The 19,646-nt window shown below is 38.6% G+C and carries 20 protein-coding genes and 1 other RNA gene; all 21 read right to left on the reverse strand.

Annotation, left to right across the window (positions count from 1 at the left end; genetic code table 11):
* Window positions 1-24: 24 nt before the first annotated feature.
* Window positions 25-1,038, reverse strand: coding sequence for an Abi family protein (locus IGJ00_RS10110; protein ID WP_438844391.1), 1,014 nt, complete (start codon window positions 1,036-1,038; stop codon window positions 25-27).
* A 476-nt stretch (window positions 1,039-1,514) separates the two neighbouring features.
* Window positions 1,515-1,882, reverse strand: a transfer-messenger RNA (tmRNA) gene (ssrA, locus tag IGJ00_RS10115).
* 227 nt (window positions 1,883-2,109) lie between these two features.
* A complete protein-coding gene (locus tag IGJ00_RS10120; RefSeq protein WP_023519920.1) occupies window positions 2,110-2,397 on the reverse strand; it encodes a putative quinol monooxygenase in 288 nt (95 codons plus the stop codon).
* Between the two features lie 21 nt (window positions 2,398-2,418).
* Entirely contained in the window at window positions 2,419-3,057 is a 639-nt protein-coding gene (locus tag IGJ00_RS10125; RefSeq protein WP_010735080.1) for a nitroreductase family protein, read from the reverse strand.
* A gap of 31 nt (window positions 3,058-3,088) precedes the next feature.
* Entirely contained in the window at window positions 3,089-3,493 is a 405-nt protein-coding gene (locus IGJ00_RS10130) for a MarR family winged helix-turn-helix transcriptional regulator (protein ID WP_019724433.1), read from the reverse strand.
* A gap of 285 nt (window positions 3,494-3,778) precedes the next feature.
* On the reverse strand, window positions 3,779-4,042 hold the full coding sequence (locus IGJ00_RS10135) for a hypothetical protein (protein ID WP_066025247.1): 264 nt from the start codon (window positions 4,040-4,042) through the stop codon (window positions 3,779-3,781).
* Between the two features lie 140 nt (window positions 4,043-4,182).
* Window positions 4,183-4,671, reverse strand: coding sequence for a GAF domain-containing protein (locus tag IGJ00_RS10140; protein WP_071866834.1), 489 nt, complete (start codon window positions 4,669-4,671; stop codon window positions 4,183-4,185).
* 84 nt (window positions 4,672-4,755) lie between these two features.
* Window positions 4,756-5,463 carry an acetolactate decarboxylase gene (gene budA / locus IGJ00_RS10145; protein WP_071866835.1) on the reverse strand — a complete coding sequence of 236 codons (708 nt, stop codon included), beginning with the start codon at window positions 5,461-5,463 and terminating at the stop codon, window positions 4,756-4,758.
* 12 nt (window positions 5,464-5,475) lie between these two features.
* A complete protein-coding gene (alsS, locus tag IGJ00_RS10150; RefSeq protein WP_071866872.1) occupies window positions 5,476-7,179 on the reverse strand; it encodes an acetolactate synthase AlsS in 1,704 nt (567 codons plus the stop codon).
* Window positions 7,180-7,411: 232 nt separating this feature from the next.
* Window positions 7,412-7,954, reverse strand: a complete 543-nt coding sequence (locus IGJ00_RS10155; RefSeq protein ID WP_071866873.1) for a GNAT family N-acetyltransferase — start codon at window positions 7,952-7,954, stop codon at window positions 7,412-7,414.
* Window positions 7,955-8,005: 51 nt separating this feature from the next.
* Window positions 8,006-8,122 carry a putative metal homeostasis protein gene (locus IGJ00_RS10160; RefSeq protein WP_086334907.1) on the reverse strand — a complete coding sequence of 39 codons (117 nt, stop codon included), beginning with the start codon at window positions 8,120-8,122 and terminating at the stop codon, window positions 8,006-8,008.
* 34 nt (window positions 8,123-8,156) lie between these two features.
* Window positions 8,157-8,306, reverse strand: a complete 150-nt coding sequence (rpmG, locus tag IGJ00_RS10165; RefSeq protein ID WP_071866836.1) for a 50S ribosomal protein L33 — start codon at window positions 8,304-8,306, stop codon at window positions 8,157-8,159.
* A 268-nt stretch (window positions 8,307-8,574) separates the two neighbouring features.
* Window positions 8,575-9,588 (reverse strand): family 20 glycosylhydrolase, encoded by a 1,014-nt coding sequence (locus tag IGJ00_RS10170; protein ID WP_438844392.1) that lies wholly within the window; start codon window positions 9,586-9,588, stop codon window positions 8,575-8,577.
* Between the two features lie 133 nt (window positions 9,589-9,721).
* On the reverse strand, window positions 9,722-11,119 hold the full coding sequence (locus tag IGJ00_RS10175; protein ID WP_438844393.1) for a M24 family metallopeptidase: 1,398 nt from the start codon (window positions 11,117-11,119) through the stop codon (window positions 9,722-9,724).
* Window positions 11,116-11,883, reverse strand: a complete 768-nt coding sequence (locus IGJ00_RS10180) for a DeoR/GlpR family DNA-binding transcription regulator (protein ID WP_438745153.1) — start codon at window positions 11,881-11,883, stop codon at window positions 11,116-11,118. The genes IGJ00_RS10175 and IGJ00_RS10180 overlap by 4 nt, the downstream gene beginning before the upstream one ends.
* Before the next feature lie 245 nt (window positions 11,884-12,128).
* Window positions 12,129-12,923, reverse strand: coding sequence for a phosphonoacetaldehyde hydrolase (gene phnX, locus IGJ00_RS10185; RefSeq protein WP_438844394.1), 795 nt, complete (start codon window positions 12,921-12,923; stop codon window positions 12,129-12,131).
* Window positions 12,916-14,067, reverse strand: coding sequence for a 2-aminoethylphosphonate--pyruvate transaminase (phnW, locus tag IGJ00_RS10190; RefSeq protein WP_071866839.1), 1,152 nt, complete (start codon window positions 14,065-14,067; stop codon window positions 12,916-12,918). Before phnW ends, phnX begins: the two co-directional genes overlap by 8 nt.
* 10 nt (window positions 14,068-14,077) lie before the next feature.
* Entirely contained in the window at window positions 14,078-15,076 is a 999-nt protein-coding gene (locus tag IGJ00_RS10195) for an extracellular solute-binding protein (protein WP_071866840.1), read from the reverse strand.
* Window positions 15,003-16,688, reverse strand: coding sequence for an ABC transporter permease (locus tag IGJ00_RS10200; protein WP_438844395.1), 1,686 nt, complete (start codon window positions 16,686-16,688; stop codon window positions 15,003-15,005). Before IGJ00_RS10200 ends, IGJ00_RS10195 begins: the two co-directional genes overlap by 74 nt.
* Window positions 16,685-17,467 carry an ABC transporter ATP-binding protein gene (locus tag IGJ00_RS10205; protein WP_074800891.1) on the reverse strand — a complete coding sequence of 261 codons (783 nt, stop codon included), beginning with the start codon at window positions 17,465-17,467 and terminating at the stop codon, window positions 16,685-16,687. The genes IGJ00_RS10200 and IGJ00_RS10205 overlap by 4 nt, the downstream gene beginning before the upstream one ends.
* A gap of 310 nt (window positions 17,468-17,777) precedes the next feature.
* Window positions 17,778-19,541: a 1-deoxy-D-xylulose-5-phosphate synthase gene (locus IGJ00_RS10210; RefSeq protein ID WP_438844396.1), complete on the reverse strand. Its 1,764-nt coding sequence runs from the start codon at window positions 19,539-19,541 to the stop codon at window positions 17,778-17,780.
* Window positions 19,542-19,646: the final 105 nt, after the last annotated feature.

The following is a 19,646-nucleotide window of genomic DNA, read 5'->3' on the forward strand; positions in this document are numbered from 1 at the left end:
ACTCATACAAAAAACTTTTAAAAATTAAATTATATCTCTTAATAGTTCTGAAAAATCGTAATCAAGCCTAACCTTACTCGTTACTCTCGTATATAGATTGGGATTAGCTAATTTAAAATTATAAAATAGCGCCTTAAGTTCTCTTATGAAGTTGTTCCTAATTGTATTTCTCTTTGATAACATAATGGCTATAGTAACGAATAAAGAAGAGATATCATTTTTTAATATACCCTTTGTATATAAGCTTCTAATTTCTTTTCTTTCAAGTGCGTATAACTCTAAAAGATGGATTTTGATATTGTGTCTAGAGCGATGATTAATGATTCTATTACTGTGTGCAGCACGATTCCTGTATTCTTTTATGATTGTAGTTAGATTTACAAAGAATTCCAGATTTTCTTCTATATCAGTTATGTGGTAAAACGGGTACTGGCTGAAATCATACATCATAGTTTTAACGGTTTGCTCTTTTATTTGTCTATCAGATAGCTTATACCAATACATAAGAGTATCCATAGATAAACAACCCGCCAATACCCATGGTGGTACATAGCCATACATATTGGAATAATGCTTTATCTGTAAATCTCTTTCCCTATCAATAGTTCGATTTAATTTTTCTAATAAAATCTCAATTTCGTATTTTTGTTCTTTTTTTACAAAACTACCTTTTCTATATTTTTTTCGATCAAGATAATCATGGTTTTTATGTCCATAATGTTTGCCAATATGGTATGAAAATATAGCTTTAATAGAATCTTCAATTCTCAATAAGTATTTAAAAATCAATGCTGAAAGTTCTTTATCAAAATCATATGTATCTCTTAAATCTACAAATAGTACGTATTGATAATCATCTTCCCCATTTTTATCTATAATACTGAAAAAATCTTTATATCCGTTAACTAGTGAATAATATGAATTATTTTGCAATGTATATATTGCATCTTTCCTTTCTTCATCATTCCTAAACCTAAGTTTTCGAGACTCAAGTTTTTTTATTTGTTCTTCCAAAGATAAAAAAATTTTTTCTCCCATATTATTATCCCTTCAAAATGATAGAAAAATAGCCCCAATCCATAAAAAATATGAAATGGGACTATTTTCCTAGGCATCGCGCCCTTCGTTAAATAAAATATATCATAGCAATTTGATCAAATCAATAGATAGATAGATTTTTTCATACTAATTTTTTAGCACAAGAATTTTTTCTATTTAGTTGGAATAGTCAATACTTAATACTTAAAATAAAAATCCTGATGTTCTTCATTATCGAAACCAACAAAACATATAAGAACGTCCAATCTCGCTTAGGTCATTGGGATATCCAAACGACTATGAATATCTATACTCATGTTTCTCCAGAAAAGCGTGATGAGACGGCAGTTAACTTTGCCAACTATCTAGCAATGAACTGAACGTATTCAAAAACGTATTCAAAACAAAAAAAATGTAGCAAGAACACTGTACAATCGCTGGTACAACAGTGTTTTTGCTACTTATATGATTTCTCCGAATGGAGACGGCGGGAGTCGAACCCGCGTCCAAACACATCGCCACTTAAAAATCTACGTTCATAGTCAACTCATTTAGAGGTTCGCTTTACAGCTTGCCGAGTGACAGGCATTCTGTATCGCTAGTCTGATGTTCTCTTTTTCAACTTACAGACGGAAAGTTGAAACGTATCCCACTAAAGTTAGGACCCTTACTCGAGCACATGGGCGATGCCGAGAGGATCTACGCTAACTGTTTTTAGGCAGCTAAAGCGTAAGAGTTGTTTTCGTTTTTAGCAGTTATATTTAACTGTAACGTTTTAGCGTAGACGTAACCTACGAAACGCAATTCAAGCTCGAACTGTGCCTGTCGAATCCGTAACGTCCCCTTAATAAAATGGGTTACGGTATTTTCAAGATACTTACATAATATACCACATATGTAGTTTTTTTTCAATATGGTTGATTGCTTTTCAAGTAGATGCTTCACTTCTTGAGGGAAACAAGAAAGGTCTAAGGGATAAATAGACATTAGACTTTTCTTGCTCCCTCTTAAAGTGAACGTTCATTCTACTTTAGCTGCTTCGATCGCAAAAGAACGTTTCAGCGAATTGTTTTAAGCAAGTGTTTTCGCGACATTCAATTCTGTTTCTTTTTCTGCATATTCAGGCATGTTTTTGAACAATTGTTGCAACAATGGACTTTGGTTATGTCCTTCGATTGCTTGTTCATCCCGCCAATTTTCAACCATCACAAAGACATTTACTTGTTCCGTTGACTCATACAATTGATAACTCAAGCAGCCGTCTTCTTTTCTAGTCGCTTCGATCAATTGTGTCGCTTCTTCTAAAAATTCAGCGCGCTTTGCTTCTTTGATAGTGAATTTTGCATTGATGATGATCATTCGTCCGTCTCCTTTTTCTTTCTATTTGAAAGAAGTGATTTTTTCTGAAGCTAAACGAACAGATTCGTAGCCTTGATCGACCGCTTTACCAACTGACAAGATCATTACAGGTACGTAACGTTCTTTGTCCAAATCGAAAGCTTCTGCTAATTGGTCTGCTTCAAATCCGCCGATTGGATTTGTATCATACCCATGGCTACGTGCAGTTAACATAAATTGCATAGCTGCTAAGCTTGAATCGATTTTCACTACGTCATTCATTTGTTCACGTGTGAAATTTTTGTAATAAGGAATGATCGCTGCTAGTTGTTCGTCACGAACTTCTGCTGGCATTTTACCTTCTTCTACAGCTTGATCATAAATTTCTTCTCCGTATTCGTAGCAATTCATATCACCAAAAATCAAGACCATGGCAGATGAAGTATCATTTTGTTTTGTGTTGAAACGGATCAATGGTTTCAATTTTGCTTTTGCTTCTTCGCTTTCAACTACTACAAAGCGCCAAGGTTGTAGATTCACAGAAGATGGTGCTGTTGTTGCTTCTTGGATCATTTCCAACATTTCTTCATGAGGGATTTTCACATTTTCGTCGTACACACGGATTGATTTTCTGCCAAAGACGATATCAGAAAAATCATTGTTTGCTAGAGTTTTATTCATTACTTAACCGCTTCTTTCTTCATTTTGATTTTTAGTATAATTTATCTAGTAATTTAGTCAGTTGATCGATTTCTTCATCTGATAGCGAAACACACAGGGAGTCATCTGATTCTTGATGATTTTTTTCACACTCGGTCAATTCATTCACTGCTTTATCGGACAAAGAAACGAATACTTCACGATTATTGTTCTCATTTCTTTTTCTGATCACATATCCTTTTTGTTCTAATATCTTTAGATGACGTGAAATAGCTGCCAAATCGATTTTTAAATCGCTCTGTAACTTATTTTGCAAACATTCCCCATTTTCTTGTAAGAACATCAAGATCTCGTACCTCGTTAAACTAAATCCAGTTTCCTTTTCAAATAAAGCTGTTCCTTCTTGACTGATGATTTTTATCTGATAAAGCAATTGACTTAACTTTCTCAGCTCCATACTGTTGCCTCCTACTATCGTTGACTAATCAATTATTGACTTGTCAACAATATAAATCATTTACTTCCTTTTGTAAAGTAAAAAGAAAAAGAAGCAAGTTAAAAGTTATTTTCCCTTTTAACTTGCCCTTTCTTCAACTGTCTGTATTCGAGTATTCTATTTCTTTACGATTATGTATGAATGCTCAATTGCTTCTATTATGTATGCAAATTAAAGGAAGTCTGATAATTAACAATAGCTTATTCAAATCAGACTTCCTGATAGGCGATAGTCGTATTCATCACTTTAAGATACCATTGCTTGTGTGTAAAGCTTGGTTGGTGACTGAAAGACTTGTTCAACGGGACTCAACTCAAAGATATCTGTATATTTTGCGACAACTTTCCCACATTTCTCTAGAATATCTAAGTGATCTGTACGATCATATTCCTCTACACTCATAATCACACAATTTTCTAATTTTCCGATTACTTCTCCGACTACTTTATTTTTGATGCCGATTGGATGGCATACATATTTTTGTCCTAAAACGATTGTTTCGCTTGTCATAACTCATTCTCCTCTTGTTCTTTAATATTTCATAAAATGATAATAACATTAAAATTAGATTATGAAAACAAAAATATTCAATAAATTTAAAAAAAGTTGAAAAAAAGTGATCAAACACCTTTTTTCAACTCTTTTTCACTTTATTTCATAACATTTACAGGAAAATCACCTAACAATAACTCAACATATCGTTCCAAAAATTCTTGATCTAAAGCATCGTAGCCCTCGGTCACACCACAATCGATATCAAGTACTCCGATCAATTGGCCATCTTTGATCATTGGCACTACGATTTCAGATTGTGCGGCTGAATCACATGAAATATAATTTTCATGGGTTTTCACATTCGCAACGATCAATGTTTTTTGCTTTTCTGCTGCTTCGCCACACACACCTTTTCCCATTTTGATACGGGTACATGATACTCTACCTTGGAAAGGACCTAAAATCAATTCTTGTCCATCATATAAATAATAGCCGGCAAAGACTGTTTGAGGTAATGTTTCATTCAATAATGCAGAGGAATTAGCTAAATTGGCTAACCAGTTATCTTCTGCTTCTAAAAGTCCTTTTTGTTGGAGTAGCAAAATTTCATAAGCATCTCTTTTTTCTTTTTCTGTCCATAACATCCAAACTCACTCCTTCTATGCCCAAAATTATAGCCTAATTCAAGGAGCAATGCCATGATTTGTTTTTCATTCTTAATGACTAGATCATTCTGCTTGCTCGATTTCAGCAGCTAGATCTGCATAGTCGATTTCATTTTGGATAAAAGTCGGATCATTTGTCGGAAAATGTTGCATCAAAGATTCCATTTGACTGATTTCTACTGTTCCTTGCGACACATCAAAATCAAGGATATGCCCTCCAAATGTTTTCTCATCGTCAATAAAATGCAAATGGAAGCCTGCAGCAGCCACCCCTTGAAATAATTCCGGTGTATAAAACCCAACAATTGTCCCTTGAATATCTGATCGATGGAACTCTGGCTGGGATTCTGAGATCTTCGCTAAGCGTCGGTATGGTTTCTCTTGTTTCGGCATGATCCGGATATGCATATCTTTAAATAAACCGCTGATCTTGACGGCTAAAAAGAGATTTTTTCCTGCTTCGTCCTTCAGGATTTGTTCTTTTAATGCTTCGCTAGATAGCTGTTTGACTGCAAATGAACGATCCGCTGAAAATGCAGTGATTGCCGCATAAGGAGTGGACTCTTCTCCGGACAAATGGATCAATGCGCCATCTGATCTACCTTGATAGGCTTCACCGTCTAAAAATATCACTTCTCCGTCTAACCCATGCAATGTTCCAAGACCTAGTGTACCGTACTTTAAGACCTCAGCGATGGAAGTTGTACCGTCCATCAGTCCCGCCATTAGCGCACCTAATGTACCATGTTGATATAATACTTTCTCTGTCATCTGAACATCCCCTTAGTAAAATTGGTCTGGTAAGATCGTTTCACCTAATTTTTCATTATCCCGATAGTCAATCGGGATATCGATGATGACTGGTCCTTCTGTAGCAAATCCTTCTTCTAAGGCAGATGCCAATTCTTCTGCATTGCTTACTCGCAGACCTTTAGCCCCAAAAGCTTCGGCATATTGAACAAAATCAACTGGTCCAAAATCAACCCCTGATGCTCGATCATATTTCATGATTTCTTGAAACTCGACCATATTATAACGACCATCATTCCAAATCAAATGAATGATCTTCAATTTTTTACGCACAGCTGTTTCTAAGTCTTGGGCAGAAAATAAGAAGCCACCGTCTCCTGACACAGAGATTACTTGCGTATTTGGACGAACCAGTGCAGCAGAGATCGCCCAAGGAAGTGCGACTCCTAATGTTTGCATGCCATTACTGAATAGCAAATGACGGGCTTCATAACTTCTAAAGTGGCGGGCCATCCAAATGTAATGACTACCTACATCAACCGTCACAGTCATATCGTCCGTTACTTTCGATTGCAGTGTATTGATCACTTCTAAAGGATGTAAGATCCCGTCTTCACTACTGGTTTCACAAATATCTCGTGCCTTCAATTTTTCTTGCAACGTATTTAAATATTCTTGCGCATCTGCCGATACTTGTGTTTCTTCTAATGACTCTGTCAGTAAATCTAATGTTGCAGAAATGTCCCCGATTAGTTCACGTTCTGGTTGCATGTAACTGTCGATTTCAGCTGGTGTTTCATCAATGACGATGATTCTAGCATCTTTTTCAGCATTCCAGTTTCTCGCTTCATATTCGATTGGATCATAACCAATCGCAATCACTAAATCACTCCGTTTTAACAGCATATCTCCTGGTTGATTGCGGAATAGACCTACTCGACCAAAAAAGTGGTCTTCTAATTGACGAGAAATCACACCGGCTGCTTGGAAAGTTTCTACCACAGGCAATCCTGTTTTTTCAACAAGTTGACGAATGGCTGCTGTTTCATCTTTACTTGATCCACGCATTCCAACTAACAATACGGGTAACTTCGCTTCACGAATCCGTTCAACCAAGTAGTCGATATCTCCTGAAGAAGCTGAGCCTAATTTAGGATCTTGTAATGGTTTGATGACATCACTTTTGACGGGTGCATCCACCACATCTTGAGGGATACTGATAAAACTAGCGCCTTTTTTCGAACTCTTTGCCATTCGGTAGGCATTAGCGATAATTTCTGAAATTGTTTCAGGATCTTGGATTTCTGCACTATATTTTGTGATTGGTTCAAACAACGCGGCATTGTTCATGCTCTGATGTGTTAATTTTAATAAATCACTTCGTTTTACTTGCCCTGCGATTGCCAACACAGGATCACCTTCTGCTGTCGCTGTGACTAGTCCGGTTGCTAGATTACTCGCACCTGGCCCACTTGTCGCAATCACCACACCTGGTTCTCCAGTAATACGACCAATTGCTTGCGCCATAAAGGCGGCATTTTGCTCATGACGCGTCACGATCAACTCTGGACCATGATCTTCTAATTCATTGAATACTCCATCGATTTTCGCTCCTGGAATACCGAATACGTAATCAACTTGATGATTGATTAAACTTTCTACTACAGTTGTTGAACCTTGTTTTTCTTTAATCACTTCTTCTGATACAGTTTCTACGCCTTGTTTTTCTTTAATCATTTCTTCTGATACAGTTTCTAAACCTTGTTTTTCCTTAACCAACATGAGACATCTTCCTTTTCAACGCTATTTACATGGTCATTACATAATAAATAGAAATAATATTAATACAGATATTCACACCTGTTTCATTTATTAGTCTAGCACTTAATGAGTCATTTGTGTAGTAAGAAGCAAAAAAAAAGACATACATTTTTGTCACATGGACAAAATGTATGCTTTTTTATTGATTTTAATATTTTTTTCCTAGAATGATCAGGTCATTTTCTTGATCGCCCATGTTGGCAATTTTTGGCAAATGTCCCCAAATGGCATATCCATTTTTGAGAAATAACTTTTTACTCGCCTGATTTACATCAAAAACAAATGCCAGCACTGTCTGGATTTTTAAACGATGCAGTTGAGTTTCCACAAAGGCCAGTGCGGCCTTGCCTAAATGATGACCACGTGTCACCGGGTCTAGATAAATACTGATTTCAGCTGTTTGTTGATACGCAGGCCGACCATAAAAATCACTAAGGCTGATCCAACCGACGATATGATCGTCGTGATACATCACCCAAAGCGGTCTGGTGTCAGGATGATGCGCTTCAAACCAAGGGATTCTCGAGTCAACCGTTATCGGTTCTAGGTCCGCCGTTGCTTGCTTCGATGCGATAGACTGATTATAAATGTCAACAATTCGCGGTAGATCCTTGATCGTTGCATAGGTATACTTGATATCGATTGGTTTCGCCCCCTTTATTTTTGAATAGTATAACACGTTTTTTATCATCGTTATACAGGAAAAAAAGGAGTTCTTTTGAAACCAATGATATTACTACTATTAGTATTTATTCTTCATTCTTTTTGATTGTTGGATGATTTTGAGCGCACGTTTTCGTGTTTTGATATTCGGGCTTTTCAATCTTCTGTATGCACTTGAAAGATCTTGCTTCTCCATTTTATCCCACCTTTTCTCGAATGTTCATTCCATACTATTTCACTTCTGTAAAAAGCATTTTCTTTCTTAACTTAGGTGAATATTTTTTCAGCGCTAATCGTTCAGGGGTATTTCTTTTGTTTTTACTCGTCAGATAGATCCGTTCACCGGTTTCCTTGCATTCTAATGTAATGTTTTGTCGCATCTTTTTTTCCTTCTTTCACTTATTTTTATGATTCAATCGCGGACTTATTTCGGCTTTTACTCAAATTTTCTATCCATCGCAAACAGTAATGATTACGATTTATAAAAAATAATATACGCTACTCATTTACTTGTGTCAATAAAAAAACGAATGAAAATCCGCTCAAATGAATGCGCACTCATTTCACTTCATAAAAAAATAACAAAAAAACTGCTGTTTAATGAGGCAACTGCTTACACCATTGACCGACAGTTTTTTGTCTTTACTATTAATTAGTACTTGTTTCTAGCAATTCAAATAAATCTGTTAATACAAACTCTGCTTGTGGCTCATCTGCCCAAATACCGACCATACTCCCCTTCACCGGTAATTCAGTACCGCTAACTACAGTGGATGTTGAGATTGTCGCTTGTGCGGTTTTTGCTGTATCAAAGGAGTAATGTCCTTGTTCACTTGTTTTTCGACCGATGACCCAATACCAGTGATCGTTCGTATTCACTAGTTGATGCCCTTGATCAAGTAAAAATTCGGCAGAACTGACGTGATAGTTGTCCCACCCTGCTGTCCAATAGGCAATCATTAAGTCTTGATCGAATCGACCAAATTGTTCTTTTTCCTCATAGTAAATGCCGTCGTTAAATACGATCGGAATCATCCCATAGGTTTTAACCAGTTGAGCCAATTGATTGGTATATGTGACAAAATCTCGATACTTCCCAGACTGCTGGAGTCCTCGCCACCCGCCATCAGTTAAATCATTGGCAAATTCATCGCAACCTATATTGAAGGAACTAGCTATCGTTGAGAAGTAGCTCACATATTTTTCAAGCAGTGCTTTCGTGAAAGCGACCGCTTCTTGATTGTCCAGATCAAGTGTGCGAATGGACGTTTGATAGCAGGGATGTTGAATACCTAATTGTTGCATTCCTGTTAAAATCGCATCCATATGTCCAGGCGTATTGATCAGCGGGATCACTTCCATGTTTTCTGCCTTAGCCACACTAGCTAACTCTGTCATTTCTGTTTCCGTCAAATAAGTACCATTAGGATCATCATAATACTGTTTTGTTCCTGCAATCAATGCTTCTTTGACTGATTGACTGGCATAAGTTATTCCTTTGACAATCAGCGTCATGTCATCCAGTAAAAAGCGTAAACCATTATTTCCCAATGCAAAAGAAATTGCCGTATATTGACATTGACTTGCTTTTTTTATGATCCGGATCAATTGTTCTTTTGAAAAATATTTACGTCCATTATCAATCAATAAAACCTTTTCCATCTTTACCTCCACAAAAGAGATCGTTTACATATTATACAATAAAGGAGGCCCAACGAAAATACTCTTTTTCATTTAAATAAAAAAATCCCCCTCCCAACCAGATTACTCGATTGTCAAGAAGGAGAGGGTTTGCTTATTCAACTGGAGCTACACAGAATGCCTTTTCTTTGGCTAAAAAGAACGGACGGAGATAACCGACAGTGTTTGATAATGGCAGTAATTCTTCACTTAAATGAATCTTCAAGACATCTGCTAAATATTGCTTACGTCCAACGATCCGCTCCCACATGTCTGGATATTGCTCCTTCAATTCATTTCTCAATCCTTCATCTGCAAGTGCCACACATTCTTCTGCACTTACTCCAGTATATCCTGATACAGAAGGAATAATATCTAATTGGAAGATCATACCACTCTTGATGATTTCTTGCGAACCAGAATAAATGGGTGAGGCTAACCATTCTTCATCCGCCGTCAAGTGTCCTGGATTCAAATGCCAGTGATAGGTCGCTTGTGGCAAGACTGTTTCAATCAACTGATACAGATCTGCCCCCTTCATTCCGATATGGATGGCTTCTAACCAACTAACGATAGCTGCATAATAAGGTTTTGCTACGCGATCAAGATAATCGGCTTGTTCTACTGGCAGTTGTGTTTCTTCTTCGATCACAAACCCTGTACGACTGGACAAGCCACCTTTGAAGCCTGTCGTCAATGACATCGGATCACCTAATTGAATCGTTTTTGCTGTCGGATAAAGATTTGCAAATTCAAAACGGCGTCCAGTTGCAGCAATCGTGATCACTGTATTTGCTTGTCCTTGTCCCTGCAACATCTCTCCGATCTCGGATTCTTTCACACCAGGTTCAATGGCATCCAATGCACGTAGCATGCAAGAAGAAGCAAGATTTGCACCGTATTCGTAGTGTGCGATTTCATTTGCATTGTTCGTGACACGTGCCCCTTTCTCACCAATCAATAGATGAGTGCCATTGACGATAGCAGTTTCCGCAGTGGTTGCTTGTTTTAGCGCATCTACGATAAAAAATGGTACATCGAACAATTGGCTATTGTCTTGTGTCGTAGACGTAAACAACTTCCAACCGACTAAACCGATTTTCTTTCTATCTGCTACCTCTAATGATGCAAAAATAGCTGACAGATTTTGTTCATGGTCCATTGGTTGATTCGGTAAAGAAAATGCTGGATAATGGATCAAATCAGCAGTGATCCGCGCATGTGCATTCATTTTTAGATTCTCATTCCCAAGGATCATCGTGAATTTGCCTGTTTGATCTAACACCAATAATCCTTCTTCAAATCGCGGGATAAAGCCTGTAAAATATTCAAAATTACCACCATGCTCTTTATCTGCGTATATCACCAACAGTTCGATCGCTTCGGCTTTCATGCGTTCGATCGTTTTGTTGATTCGTTCGGTGATCGTGTCCTCTGTCAAAAAAACAGGGGGAACATCTGGAAAAATCGCTGGTTTTGGTATAGTTGTTAACTGGATGTTTTCTTTTTTCATTCATTCTTCCTCGCTTCTATGAGTTCTACGTGGTTCTCAGTCAGTGCTTTGGCTAATGCTTTAGGAGGCTTTTGATCCGTTATCAAATAGTCAATCGCTGATAAGTCGCAAACTTTATAAAAACCAGTTTTATCTAGTTTTGTATGATCCGCTAGCGCGATCACCCTGCGTCCTTGTTGGATCATCTGGCGTTTCACTAAGCCTTCTTCCTCCGTATGGATGAACAGACCTTCGTTTGACAATGCAAATACGCCAAGTAGCGTATAGTCTGCTTGATAATTTTTCAACTGCTCCACTGTTTCCGTTCCAAATAAAAACAACTGTTCTTTGTGTAATCTACCGGGCAATAATGAAATAGCTGTTTTCGGATAATTAGCTAATAATAAAGCGTGAGATAAAGAATTGGTGACCGCATGGATTTTTTTGTCCGGTAGTTCTCTGATCACTGCTTCCACCGTGGTCGAAGAATCAAAGATGATCGAGGAAGGATCTGCCATTATTTCAAGCGCCTGCTCAGCCATTTGTTTTTTCACATCATTTAGGATCGTTGACCGTTGTTCATAATCAAAGATCGTTGCTTCTTTTTGAATTGCTAAAGCACCGCCATGGGTCCGTTTGATTTGGCGCTGTTTTGCTAACTGGATCAAGTCGCGGCGAATCGTATCTTTCGACACATCTAAGCGATCTGCTAAATCTTCGATCGAAGCACTTTTTTCTTGATCAATCATTGTTTTGATACGCTGGATGCGTTCTTCCTTCAACATGATGCTCACTCCTTTTATCTAAGATACGCTATTTTGCATTTTTTTGCAACATTCTGCTGTTTTTTCATAAAAAGTGGGGCATTCACCCTCTTGCACCACTTAAAACTGAATGAACGGCAAAAACAGAAGGAACTTCTTCGAAAAAAAGGTGTCATCCACAAAAATTTGAAGAACAATTCTTGTGGATGACACCTTATTGCTCGAGGTTAAACACTTCTGTGCAGACCTCTTGATGGTAGGACGAATCAATTCATAACAGCTTGCTTCTCTTCAATCATTTCTATGAGTCTTGGCAAATCAGAAAACCGATCGATCACATGATCTGCACCAGCTTCTAAAAATTCTTGACGCACCCGTTCAAAAAGTTTTCCTTTTTCAGCAGCTGACAATTGCTGATACGTGTCAAAGGAATAACCAGCTTGTGAACTTCCTTCAATTACGCCCACAGAAAGGACTCCTGCATTCTTCCCTTCGAGTATATCAGAGATCGTATCTCCTAGTTTTAACACTTCTTGTCTATTTTCCTGTTTAAAATAGTTCAAGTTCCTTAATAACATCTCTGGGGAGGGACGCCCTTTGCCGTCTACTTCATTTGGCGTGACGATGTGATCTGGTTGATATCCTTGTTCTTTCGCCTTCGCAACAACGATCGCCATCATTTCACTCGTATAACCTGTCGTACTACCGATTTTGATTCCACGCTTACGTAAAGTCGCGACGGTGTCAAGTACACCCGGTTTCACTTCTGCATGATTTGCCAATTGCTGGAACAATACTTCTTCAAATGTTTCATAGATTGCCTCGATATCAGTAGTTTCAGGCTGACGTCCGTGAGTTTCTAACCAACTTTCAGCAATTCGAGGCATTTCTAGCATCATTTGGATATGCTCGATTTTTTTCATTCCCATCGGCTCTCTGATTTCTTGTTCAGTCACAGTGATTCCTTGATGTTTAAAGGCTTCGCGAAACGCCGCCACCGGTGCCATACAACCAAAATCGACTGCTGTTCCTGCCCAATCTAAGATGACCACATTAATCATTTTTTCGCTCCTCCATATATTGCTGGATCAACCCAGCTACTTTTTCAATATCTTCCAGATAGATCTCACCAATATTCCCAATCCGGAAGCAATCAGTATCACTGATTTTTCCAGGATAGATTGCGTAGCCATGTGCTTTTAAATAGTCATAAAATGCTTGGAATTCGAATTGGATGCTCTCTGGATATTTGAATGACGTGATGAAAGGTCCTTGATTCTCACTAACATAGGCTTCAAACCCAATTTCCGCCATTCGTTCACGCAAACGCTCATTGTTCAACTGATACCTGTCATAGCGAGCATCGATACCACCTTCATCCGCCAACTCTTCTAGCGCTTGCCAAAACGCTAATACAGTATGTGTTGGCGAAGTGAAACGCCACTTCCCATCAATGTCCATCACACGAAATTGATCATAAAGATCCATACTCAACGTGCGTGCTTGTCCGGCACTTTTTTTTAGTAGCTCTTTTTGACAAATCACAAAGCCAAATCCAGGCACTCCTTGGATACATTTATTTGCACTCGAAACAAGAAAATCGATTCCTAACTCTCCAACAGGGATCGGAATGCCACCAAAGCTTGACATTGCATCAACGATAAAACACAATTTGTGTTTCTTTGTCACTGCTGAAATCGCTTCTAAAGGATTCAAAATACCAGAAGTCGTTTCACTGTGGATCATTGCAAGTGCAGTAATATCAGGATGCAACACTAATAGTTCCTCGATTTTTTCAGCTTGTGGTATTTCATTTTCAGCCACTTGATAAATCACATGATCAATGCCGTGGTATTCAGCCATTTGCACCATCCGTTGGCCATAAGCACCATTTGTACAGATCAGTAAGCGGTCTGTCGAGCCAACAACTGAACTTAACACAGATTCAACTGCAAAGCTGCCACTTCCTTGCATCAAAACAGCTGTATAAGCCTCATTGGAGACACTAGCAAGATCAAGCAATCGTTGACGAATCGCCTGGGTGATGACTTTAAAATCATCATCCCATGTACAATGATCGACAAGCATTGCTTCTTTCACTGTACGACTCGTGGTCAGAGGACCTGGTGTCAATAATTTATAATTGATTTTACTGTGATTGATTTCTTTTTCATACTGTTCAATCACCTTTGTTTTTCCACTCATTTTCTTTCTCCTATTCAACTAGACTGGCATGTTTTTTTAGTAGATCTGGGGTTAATGCCTCCGGAAAGACTTTTTGATTTTTGGCGGTTTCAACCCCCGATAGATCATCTGTTTCATAAAGTTTACTTGGGTAGAATTGTAATAAATCTGCCCGACCTTCTTTAAGGATCACATTCAGCATTTTTTCGGCTAAAGGATTCGTCGCTTCTCCTTTATCGATCACCGCGAGTGATTCTGTTAAAGCGTATGTTCCTTCACTTGGTTCTACAAAATCGATTGGCAATCCTTCATTTTTATCTTTGATTGCTTGATGACGTAACCCAAAACCCAACGCCACTTCACCGACGCGGACTTTTTTCAACGGACCCGAACCAGACGCTTCAATATGGTCGCCTGCATTGTCATAAATATCGGCTAAAATCGCTTGCGCTTTTGTCTCTCCATATTGATCAATCAATCCTTGGAACAATAACCAAGCTGTTGAGGAATGGTTGATATCAGAAATCGCTAGTTGCCCTTCGTAGATTGGATCAGCTAAATCAGCTAAACTCGTCGGTACAGGCAACTCCGCTTCTTTCAGTGCTTGAGTATTGTAGAAAATGACACCTTCTTGTGTCGTCATCGGTGCTTGGTAGTTTGGCAGATCATCCATCGGTTGGACTTCTAACGCCAATTCTTTGAATATCGGTTCATTTTCTTGAACACCATCCAAATAGAACGTACTCATTGTCACTAAATCCGCTTCAATATCTGTGCCTTCTGCCCAAAGTTTACCACTCAATTCCGAAGTACCGAAGGATTGCAGCAAGTATTGGTTTTCAAAACCATTCGAATCAAGGACATCTTTGATGATTTGAACCGGCTCTTCATCTGCGTTGGTGTAGATGATGACTTTTTCATTGTTGTCATTGGCATTCTCACTTGCATTTGACGTACTACACGCCCCTAAAATTCCTAAAGCGCTGACGAATGACAGATAAATGAACCCTTTTTGAACTAGTTTTTTCATTTGCTTCAAATCTCCTCATGATAAATTGTGCAAGTATTCTTGCGGTTAAATTGATCAATAATAATAAGATAGATAGGATAAAGATTTCTGTGAATCTGCCGAAATGCTGTAATTCTTTGATTTTGGTCGTGATCACCATCGTTCGGGCACTTGTCAGAAACACCACTGCACTGATCGTAACCATCGAATTTGTAAAATAATAACAAGCCATCTCAACGATCGTCCGCTTTGAATTTGGAAGAATGATTCGAATCACTGTATCAAGCCAACTATCCCCCATCATCTTCGCTGTATTTTCCCAGTTGGGATTCATTTTTAATAAGGCACTTTTCGCTAACTGATAAGGAGTTGCAAAATAATGCACCATGTTGGCAATCACCAAAATACTGATCGTACTTTGAAGAGTCGTTCCGCTAAACACCAGCAAATAGGCAATCCCTAAAACCATACCTGGAATCGAGTTCGTGACAGAAGCGAGACTATCGATCGTTTTTGTGATCACGCTTTGTTTTGTGGATCTAGCGGTGAAAATTGCTGCCAAATAAGCAATTACTGTTCCAAACAGCGCCGTCCATAGGGCAACGAAAATCCCTGTATTCAACGTTCTTCTTAAATCAGACGTTTGTAGGAACGCTTCGATATGGCGTGTGGTAAAAGTCATATCAAAGGGCCACCCTTCGACAAAAGGAAGAAGGAACATCACGAGGAAGACTCCTACAATAAACAGGCCACCAACTGTCAGTCCTACACCAAAGAAAAAATCTCTGACAGGGTTGCTTTTTACTGACATATTTGTCCCGGGGGTTGCATGATCATTTTTTTGGATCTTACGCAAAAACAGAACACTAATGATCGAAGGAACTAACATGATCAGTGCAATGACGGCTCCGCGATTAAAGTCTGGAATCGACCCCATAAAGTACTCATACAACAAAGTCGTGATAAACGGTTCTCGGCCACCCACCGCTACAGGTATACCAAAATCCGTAAAACTCATGAAAAAGGCTTGGACGAAAGCAACACCAAATGTTTTGCCCAACGGTTGCAGGATCGTGATTTTCAATCCTCTAAAAAATCCGTCTCCCATCAATCTGGATACCGTCAAATAGCGTTTATCCAAATAATTCATGGCGTCATTCATCAACAAGAAAGTCACTGGGATCGTATAGATCAGTAACCCTAAGATCACACCTGATTTTCCATAGATCGAAAACAACTCTTGACCGAACAAACGCGTCCACAATCCTTGACGGCCAAAAGAATAGATCAACACAAAGCCGTATGTGATGGTCGGTAATAACATTGGTAATATAAAGCATTTCTCAATCATCCACTTGAATCCTTTAGGTAGTTTCGTAAAGTGCATCCCGTAAGCAAACCAAAAGCCAAAGAAGGTCGCAAAAATCGCTGTGATCCCAGCAATGAGCAAACTATTACTTAACGCATTTAGCCAATCGAAGTCCCTTGCTAGTTCTCGGAACAGCTCAAAGGAAAAGCTGCCTTCAACAGTCAACGCTTCTTTCAAAACATTCGCTAATGGATAAAACAATACGAGGACAAAACCAAATAAGATAATCGTTGGCAATAGCGTTTCTATTTTCATCCTTCTCATGAGAAGCGAACCACTTTTTCATGAACTACGCCGGTTGCTTGAGTAAAGATCCGTTCAATATTGCGTCGTTTGATTTTTAGCTGATCGACAATAAATGCCTGCACAAAGGGTTCCATCGTATTTGTCACGATATCTTTCGGTGTACTGTATTGTGCGATCCGACCATCTTTCAAAACCATGATTTTATCAGAAAGGGTCAATGCCTCTTCTGGATCATGTGTGACGATGATCGTCGTTAAGTTCAGTTTTTTAGCAATCAATTGGATACGTTCTTTGATCGATTCTTTGATGACACCGTCCAATGCACTTAATGGCTCATCAAGTAACAATACTTGGGGTTTCATCACCAGAGTCCGACCTAATGCCACCCGTTGTTTTTGCCCGCCAGATAATTGGTGGATGCGTTTATCCAAATGATCATTCAAATCCAATAGATCGATCAACTCTTGTAATTCTTCTTTAGAAGTGATATTTTTTTGTTTTCGCAATCCGTAGACCAAATTTTCATAAGCACTTAGGTTAGGGAATAAAGCATAGTCTTGAAAGACAATATTAAATGGTCGTTTTTCCATGACCTGTTTTGTGATATCTTCGCCATCATAAAGTAGTTGACCGTTTGTTGGTTGCTCCAATCCAAGGATAATATTCAATAAAGTGGTTTTTCCTGAACCCGAAGCACCGAGTATTGAAACGATCTCACCTTTATCGATCGATACATTGATTTCTTTTAAAACTTCATGATGATTAAACGTCTTACTAATACCATCTAGCTTTAACATGCTTTCACTCCTTTGTTCTTTCTATACTGCTAATTGTAGAAAATCACTTTTTACTTCTGATTAACTTTAAGTAAATTCTTTGTAGGAATATATATTTTTTGTGTAAATTTTCTAATGATTTTCAGATAAATATTTCTATAAAAAAACAATGGCTTGCCTCAATGCGATATCCTCAGCATTGAAAGCAACCCACTGTTTCAGTAATTACTTGTTCAATTATTTTATTTATAAACTTGATGTAAATTTGATTCAAGCGTAAGCTCGCCTAGTTCTAAATCTCTCTCCGAAAATCAGCACTTCTTCGACTTGACTAACGTTGATCGGCGAGCGTTTCTTCAATATTTTTCACGATATTCTCTACTGTCAAACCATTTTCCGCTAATAGTTCCGATGTTTCATAGCGATCATGAAAGGCTTTATCTAAGCCGTAAGTTTGCACACGGATCGCTGCATCTCCTAAATAGCCAGCGACCATTTGACCGTAGCCGCCTTCCAAGATACCATCTTCAAGTGTGACAACTACATCGTGCGTTTCTTTAAGTTCATCCAGCAATTCAGTATCTAAACCAGAGATGAACGCTGGATTAATCACCGTAGCCGTTAGTTGGAGAGCTTTCTTCAATTCAACAGCCACTTCTTCTGCCAAACCATAAAAATTACCTACACCCATGATTGCTACTTTTTCGCCTTTTTGGATGACTTTGTTCTTATATAATTGACTGTAATCTGTTCGATCTACTTCACCAGAAGAAGTGATTGGGCCGACTGGTACGCGGATTGCCACTAATCGATCCGTTTGATCAATCGACCATTCAAGCATCGCTAAGTATTCTTCTTTCGTAGTTGGGGCTAAGTAGACTAGATTTGGGATATGACTCAAAAATGGAATATCAAAGATCCCTAAATGACTTTCATCATTCATTCCATTTACAGAAGCAAGTGTCACGAGGATCGTACCCGATAAACGATTCAATGCTAAGTCATGAGAGATTTGATCGTAACTTCTTTGTAAAAACGGTGAATGGACTGCCCATATAGGTTTTACCCCGCCTTTGGCTAATCCAGCAGTCATCGTCGCCGCATGTTCTTCGGCAATCCCTACGTCAACAAATTGTGCGCCGACTTGTTGACGCTGTTCCGGTGAAAATAAAATCATCGGTGTGCCTGCATTTACTGCCACAACTGTCGGATCTTCCTCCATTTTGTGCAATAAGAAGTCTGTTGTTAGGCTGCTGTAGGTTTCTGCCCCTTTCGATCGCAGATACTCGCCTGTTTCGAGACTAAACGGCCCTCCTGCATGGAACTTTTCGCGATTTTCTTCTGCAAAGGAGAACCCTTTTCCTTTAACGGTATGGATATGCAACACAACCGGCTCTTTTTGATCTTTTACTTCTTCGAATAACTCGATCAAAGCAGCTAAATCATTGCCTGCATCAAGATAACGATAATCAAGTCCTAAGGCTTTAAAGAAATTGTTCGTGGCCTGACCATTCGTTTCCCTTAGCTCTTTGAGATTTTTGTAAAGTCCCCCATGATTTTCTGCGATCGACTGGTCATTATCATTGACGATAATGATCGTATTCGTACCTAGTTCAGAAATATTGTTCAAACCTTCATAGGCTAAACCACCTGATAAAGACCCATCGCCAATCACTGCAACGACATTATTTGTTTCGTTTTTCAAATCTCTCGCCTTAGCTAGACCATTTGCTAAAGACAATGAAGTCGATGTATGCCCGATCGTGAAGAGATCATGTTCGCTTTCTAATGGGTTCGTGTAACCCGAGACTTCCTGATAATGCGCTTGGTCTAAAAACGCTTGTGCTCTTCCTGTCAACATTTTATGCACATAGGTTTGGTGTGAGACATCAAAAACAAATTGATCCTTTGGTGAATCGAACACATAATGTAGCGCCACCGTCATTTCAACAACACCTAGGTTGGGGCCATTATGCCCACCGTATTGGCTGATTTTTTCTAATAACGCGGCACGTGCTTCCTCTACCACTTGTTGAAGCTTTTCTTGCGTCATTTGTTTCAGATCTTGAGGACCTTTTATTTGTTTTAATAACATAGATTTCCCTCCTTTATTTCTGCTTAATCATACACCTTGAACCGAACTCTAAGTCAAGTGATTTTTTTAACAAATAATTCTAATTAGCGAAAATGTTGATCATAC

It is taken from the genome of Enterococcus sp. AZ062, from assembly GCF_051715065.1.
Taxonomy (GTDB): domain Bacteria; phylum Bacillota; class Bacilli; order Lactobacillales; family Enterococcaceae; genus Enterococcus_B; species Enterococcus_B mundtii.

Coding starts and splice junctions, on each gene's coding strand:
- IGJ00_RS10160 (WP_086334907.1), bottom strand. CDS start 8,122: ATGGAGAAGCAAGATCTTTCAAGTGCATACAGAAGATTGAAAAGCCCG.
- IGJ00_RS10200 (WP_438844395.1), bottom strand. CDS start 16,688: ATGAGAAGGATGAAAATAGAAACGCTATTGCCAACGATTATCTTATTT.
- budA (WP_071866835.1), bottom strand. CDS start 5,463: ATGACAGAGAAAGTATTATATCAACATGGTACATTAGGTGCGCTAATG.
- IGJ00_RS10210 (WP_438844396.1), bottom strand. CDS start 19,541: ATGTTATTAAAACAAATAAAAGGTCCTCAAGATCTGAAACAAATGACG.
- IGJ00_RS10170 (WP_438844392.1), bottom strand. CDS start 9,588: ATGGAAAAGGTTTTATTGATTGATAATGGACGTAAATATTTTTCAAAA.
- IGJ00_RS10175 (WP_438844393.1), bottom strand. CDS start 11,119: ATGAAAAAAGAAAACATCCAGTTAACAACTATACCAAAACCAGCGATT.
- IGJ00_RS10205 (WP_074800891.1), bottom strand. CDS start 17,467: ATGTTAAAGCTAGATGGTATTAGTAAGACGTTTAATCATCATGAAGTT.
- phnW (WP_071866839.1), bottom strand. CDS start 14,067: ATGAGTGGAAAAACAAAGGTGATTGAACAGTATGAAAAAGAAATCAAT.
- IGJ00_RS10135 (WP_066025247.1), bottom strand. CDS start 4,042: ATGACAAGCGAAACAATCGTTTTAGGACAAAAATATGTATGCCATCCA.
- IGJ00_RS10195 (WP_071866840.1), bottom strand. CDS start 15,076: ATGAAAAAACTAGTTCAAAAAGGGTTCATTTATCTGTCATTCGTCAGC.
- IGJ00_RS10180 (WP_438745153.1), bottom strand. CDS start 11,883: ATGTTGAAGGAAGAACGCATCCAGCGTATCAAAACAATGATTGATCAA.
- phnX (WP_438844394.1), bottom strand. CDS start 12,923: ATGATTAATGTGGTCATCTTAGATTGGGCAGGAACAGCAGTCGATTTT.
- IGJ00_RS10155 (WP_071866873.1), bottom strand. CDS start 7,954: ATGATAAAAAACGTGTTATACTATTCAAAAATAAAGGGGGCGAAACCA.
- IGJ00_RS10120 (WP_023519920.1), bottom strand. CDS start 2,397: ATGATCATCATCAATGCAAAATTCACTATCAAAGAAGCAAAGCGCGCT.
- IGJ00_RS10130 (WP_019724433.1), bottom strand. CDS start 3,493: ATGGAGCTGAGAAAGTTAAGTCAATTGCTTTATCAGATAAAAATCATC.
- alsS (WP_071866872.1), bottom strand. CDS start 7,179: ATGATTAAAGAAAAACAAGGCGTAGAAACTGTATCAGAAGAAGTGATT.
- IGJ00_RS10140 (WP_071866834.1), bottom strand. CDS start 4,671: ATGTTATGGACAGAAAAAGAAAAAAGAGATGCTTATGAAATTTTGCTA.
- IGJ00_RS10110 (WP_438844391.1), bottom strand. CDS start 1,038: ATGGGAGAAAAAATTTTTTTATCTTTGGAAGAACAAATAAAAAAACTT.
- rpmG (WP_071866836.1), bottom strand. CDS start 8,306: ATGCGACAAAACATTACATTAGAATGCAAGGAAACCGGTGAACGGATC.
- IGJ00_RS10125 (WP_010735080.1), bottom strand. CDS start 3,057: ATGAATAAAACTCTAGCAAACAATGATTTTTCTGATATCGTCTTTGGC.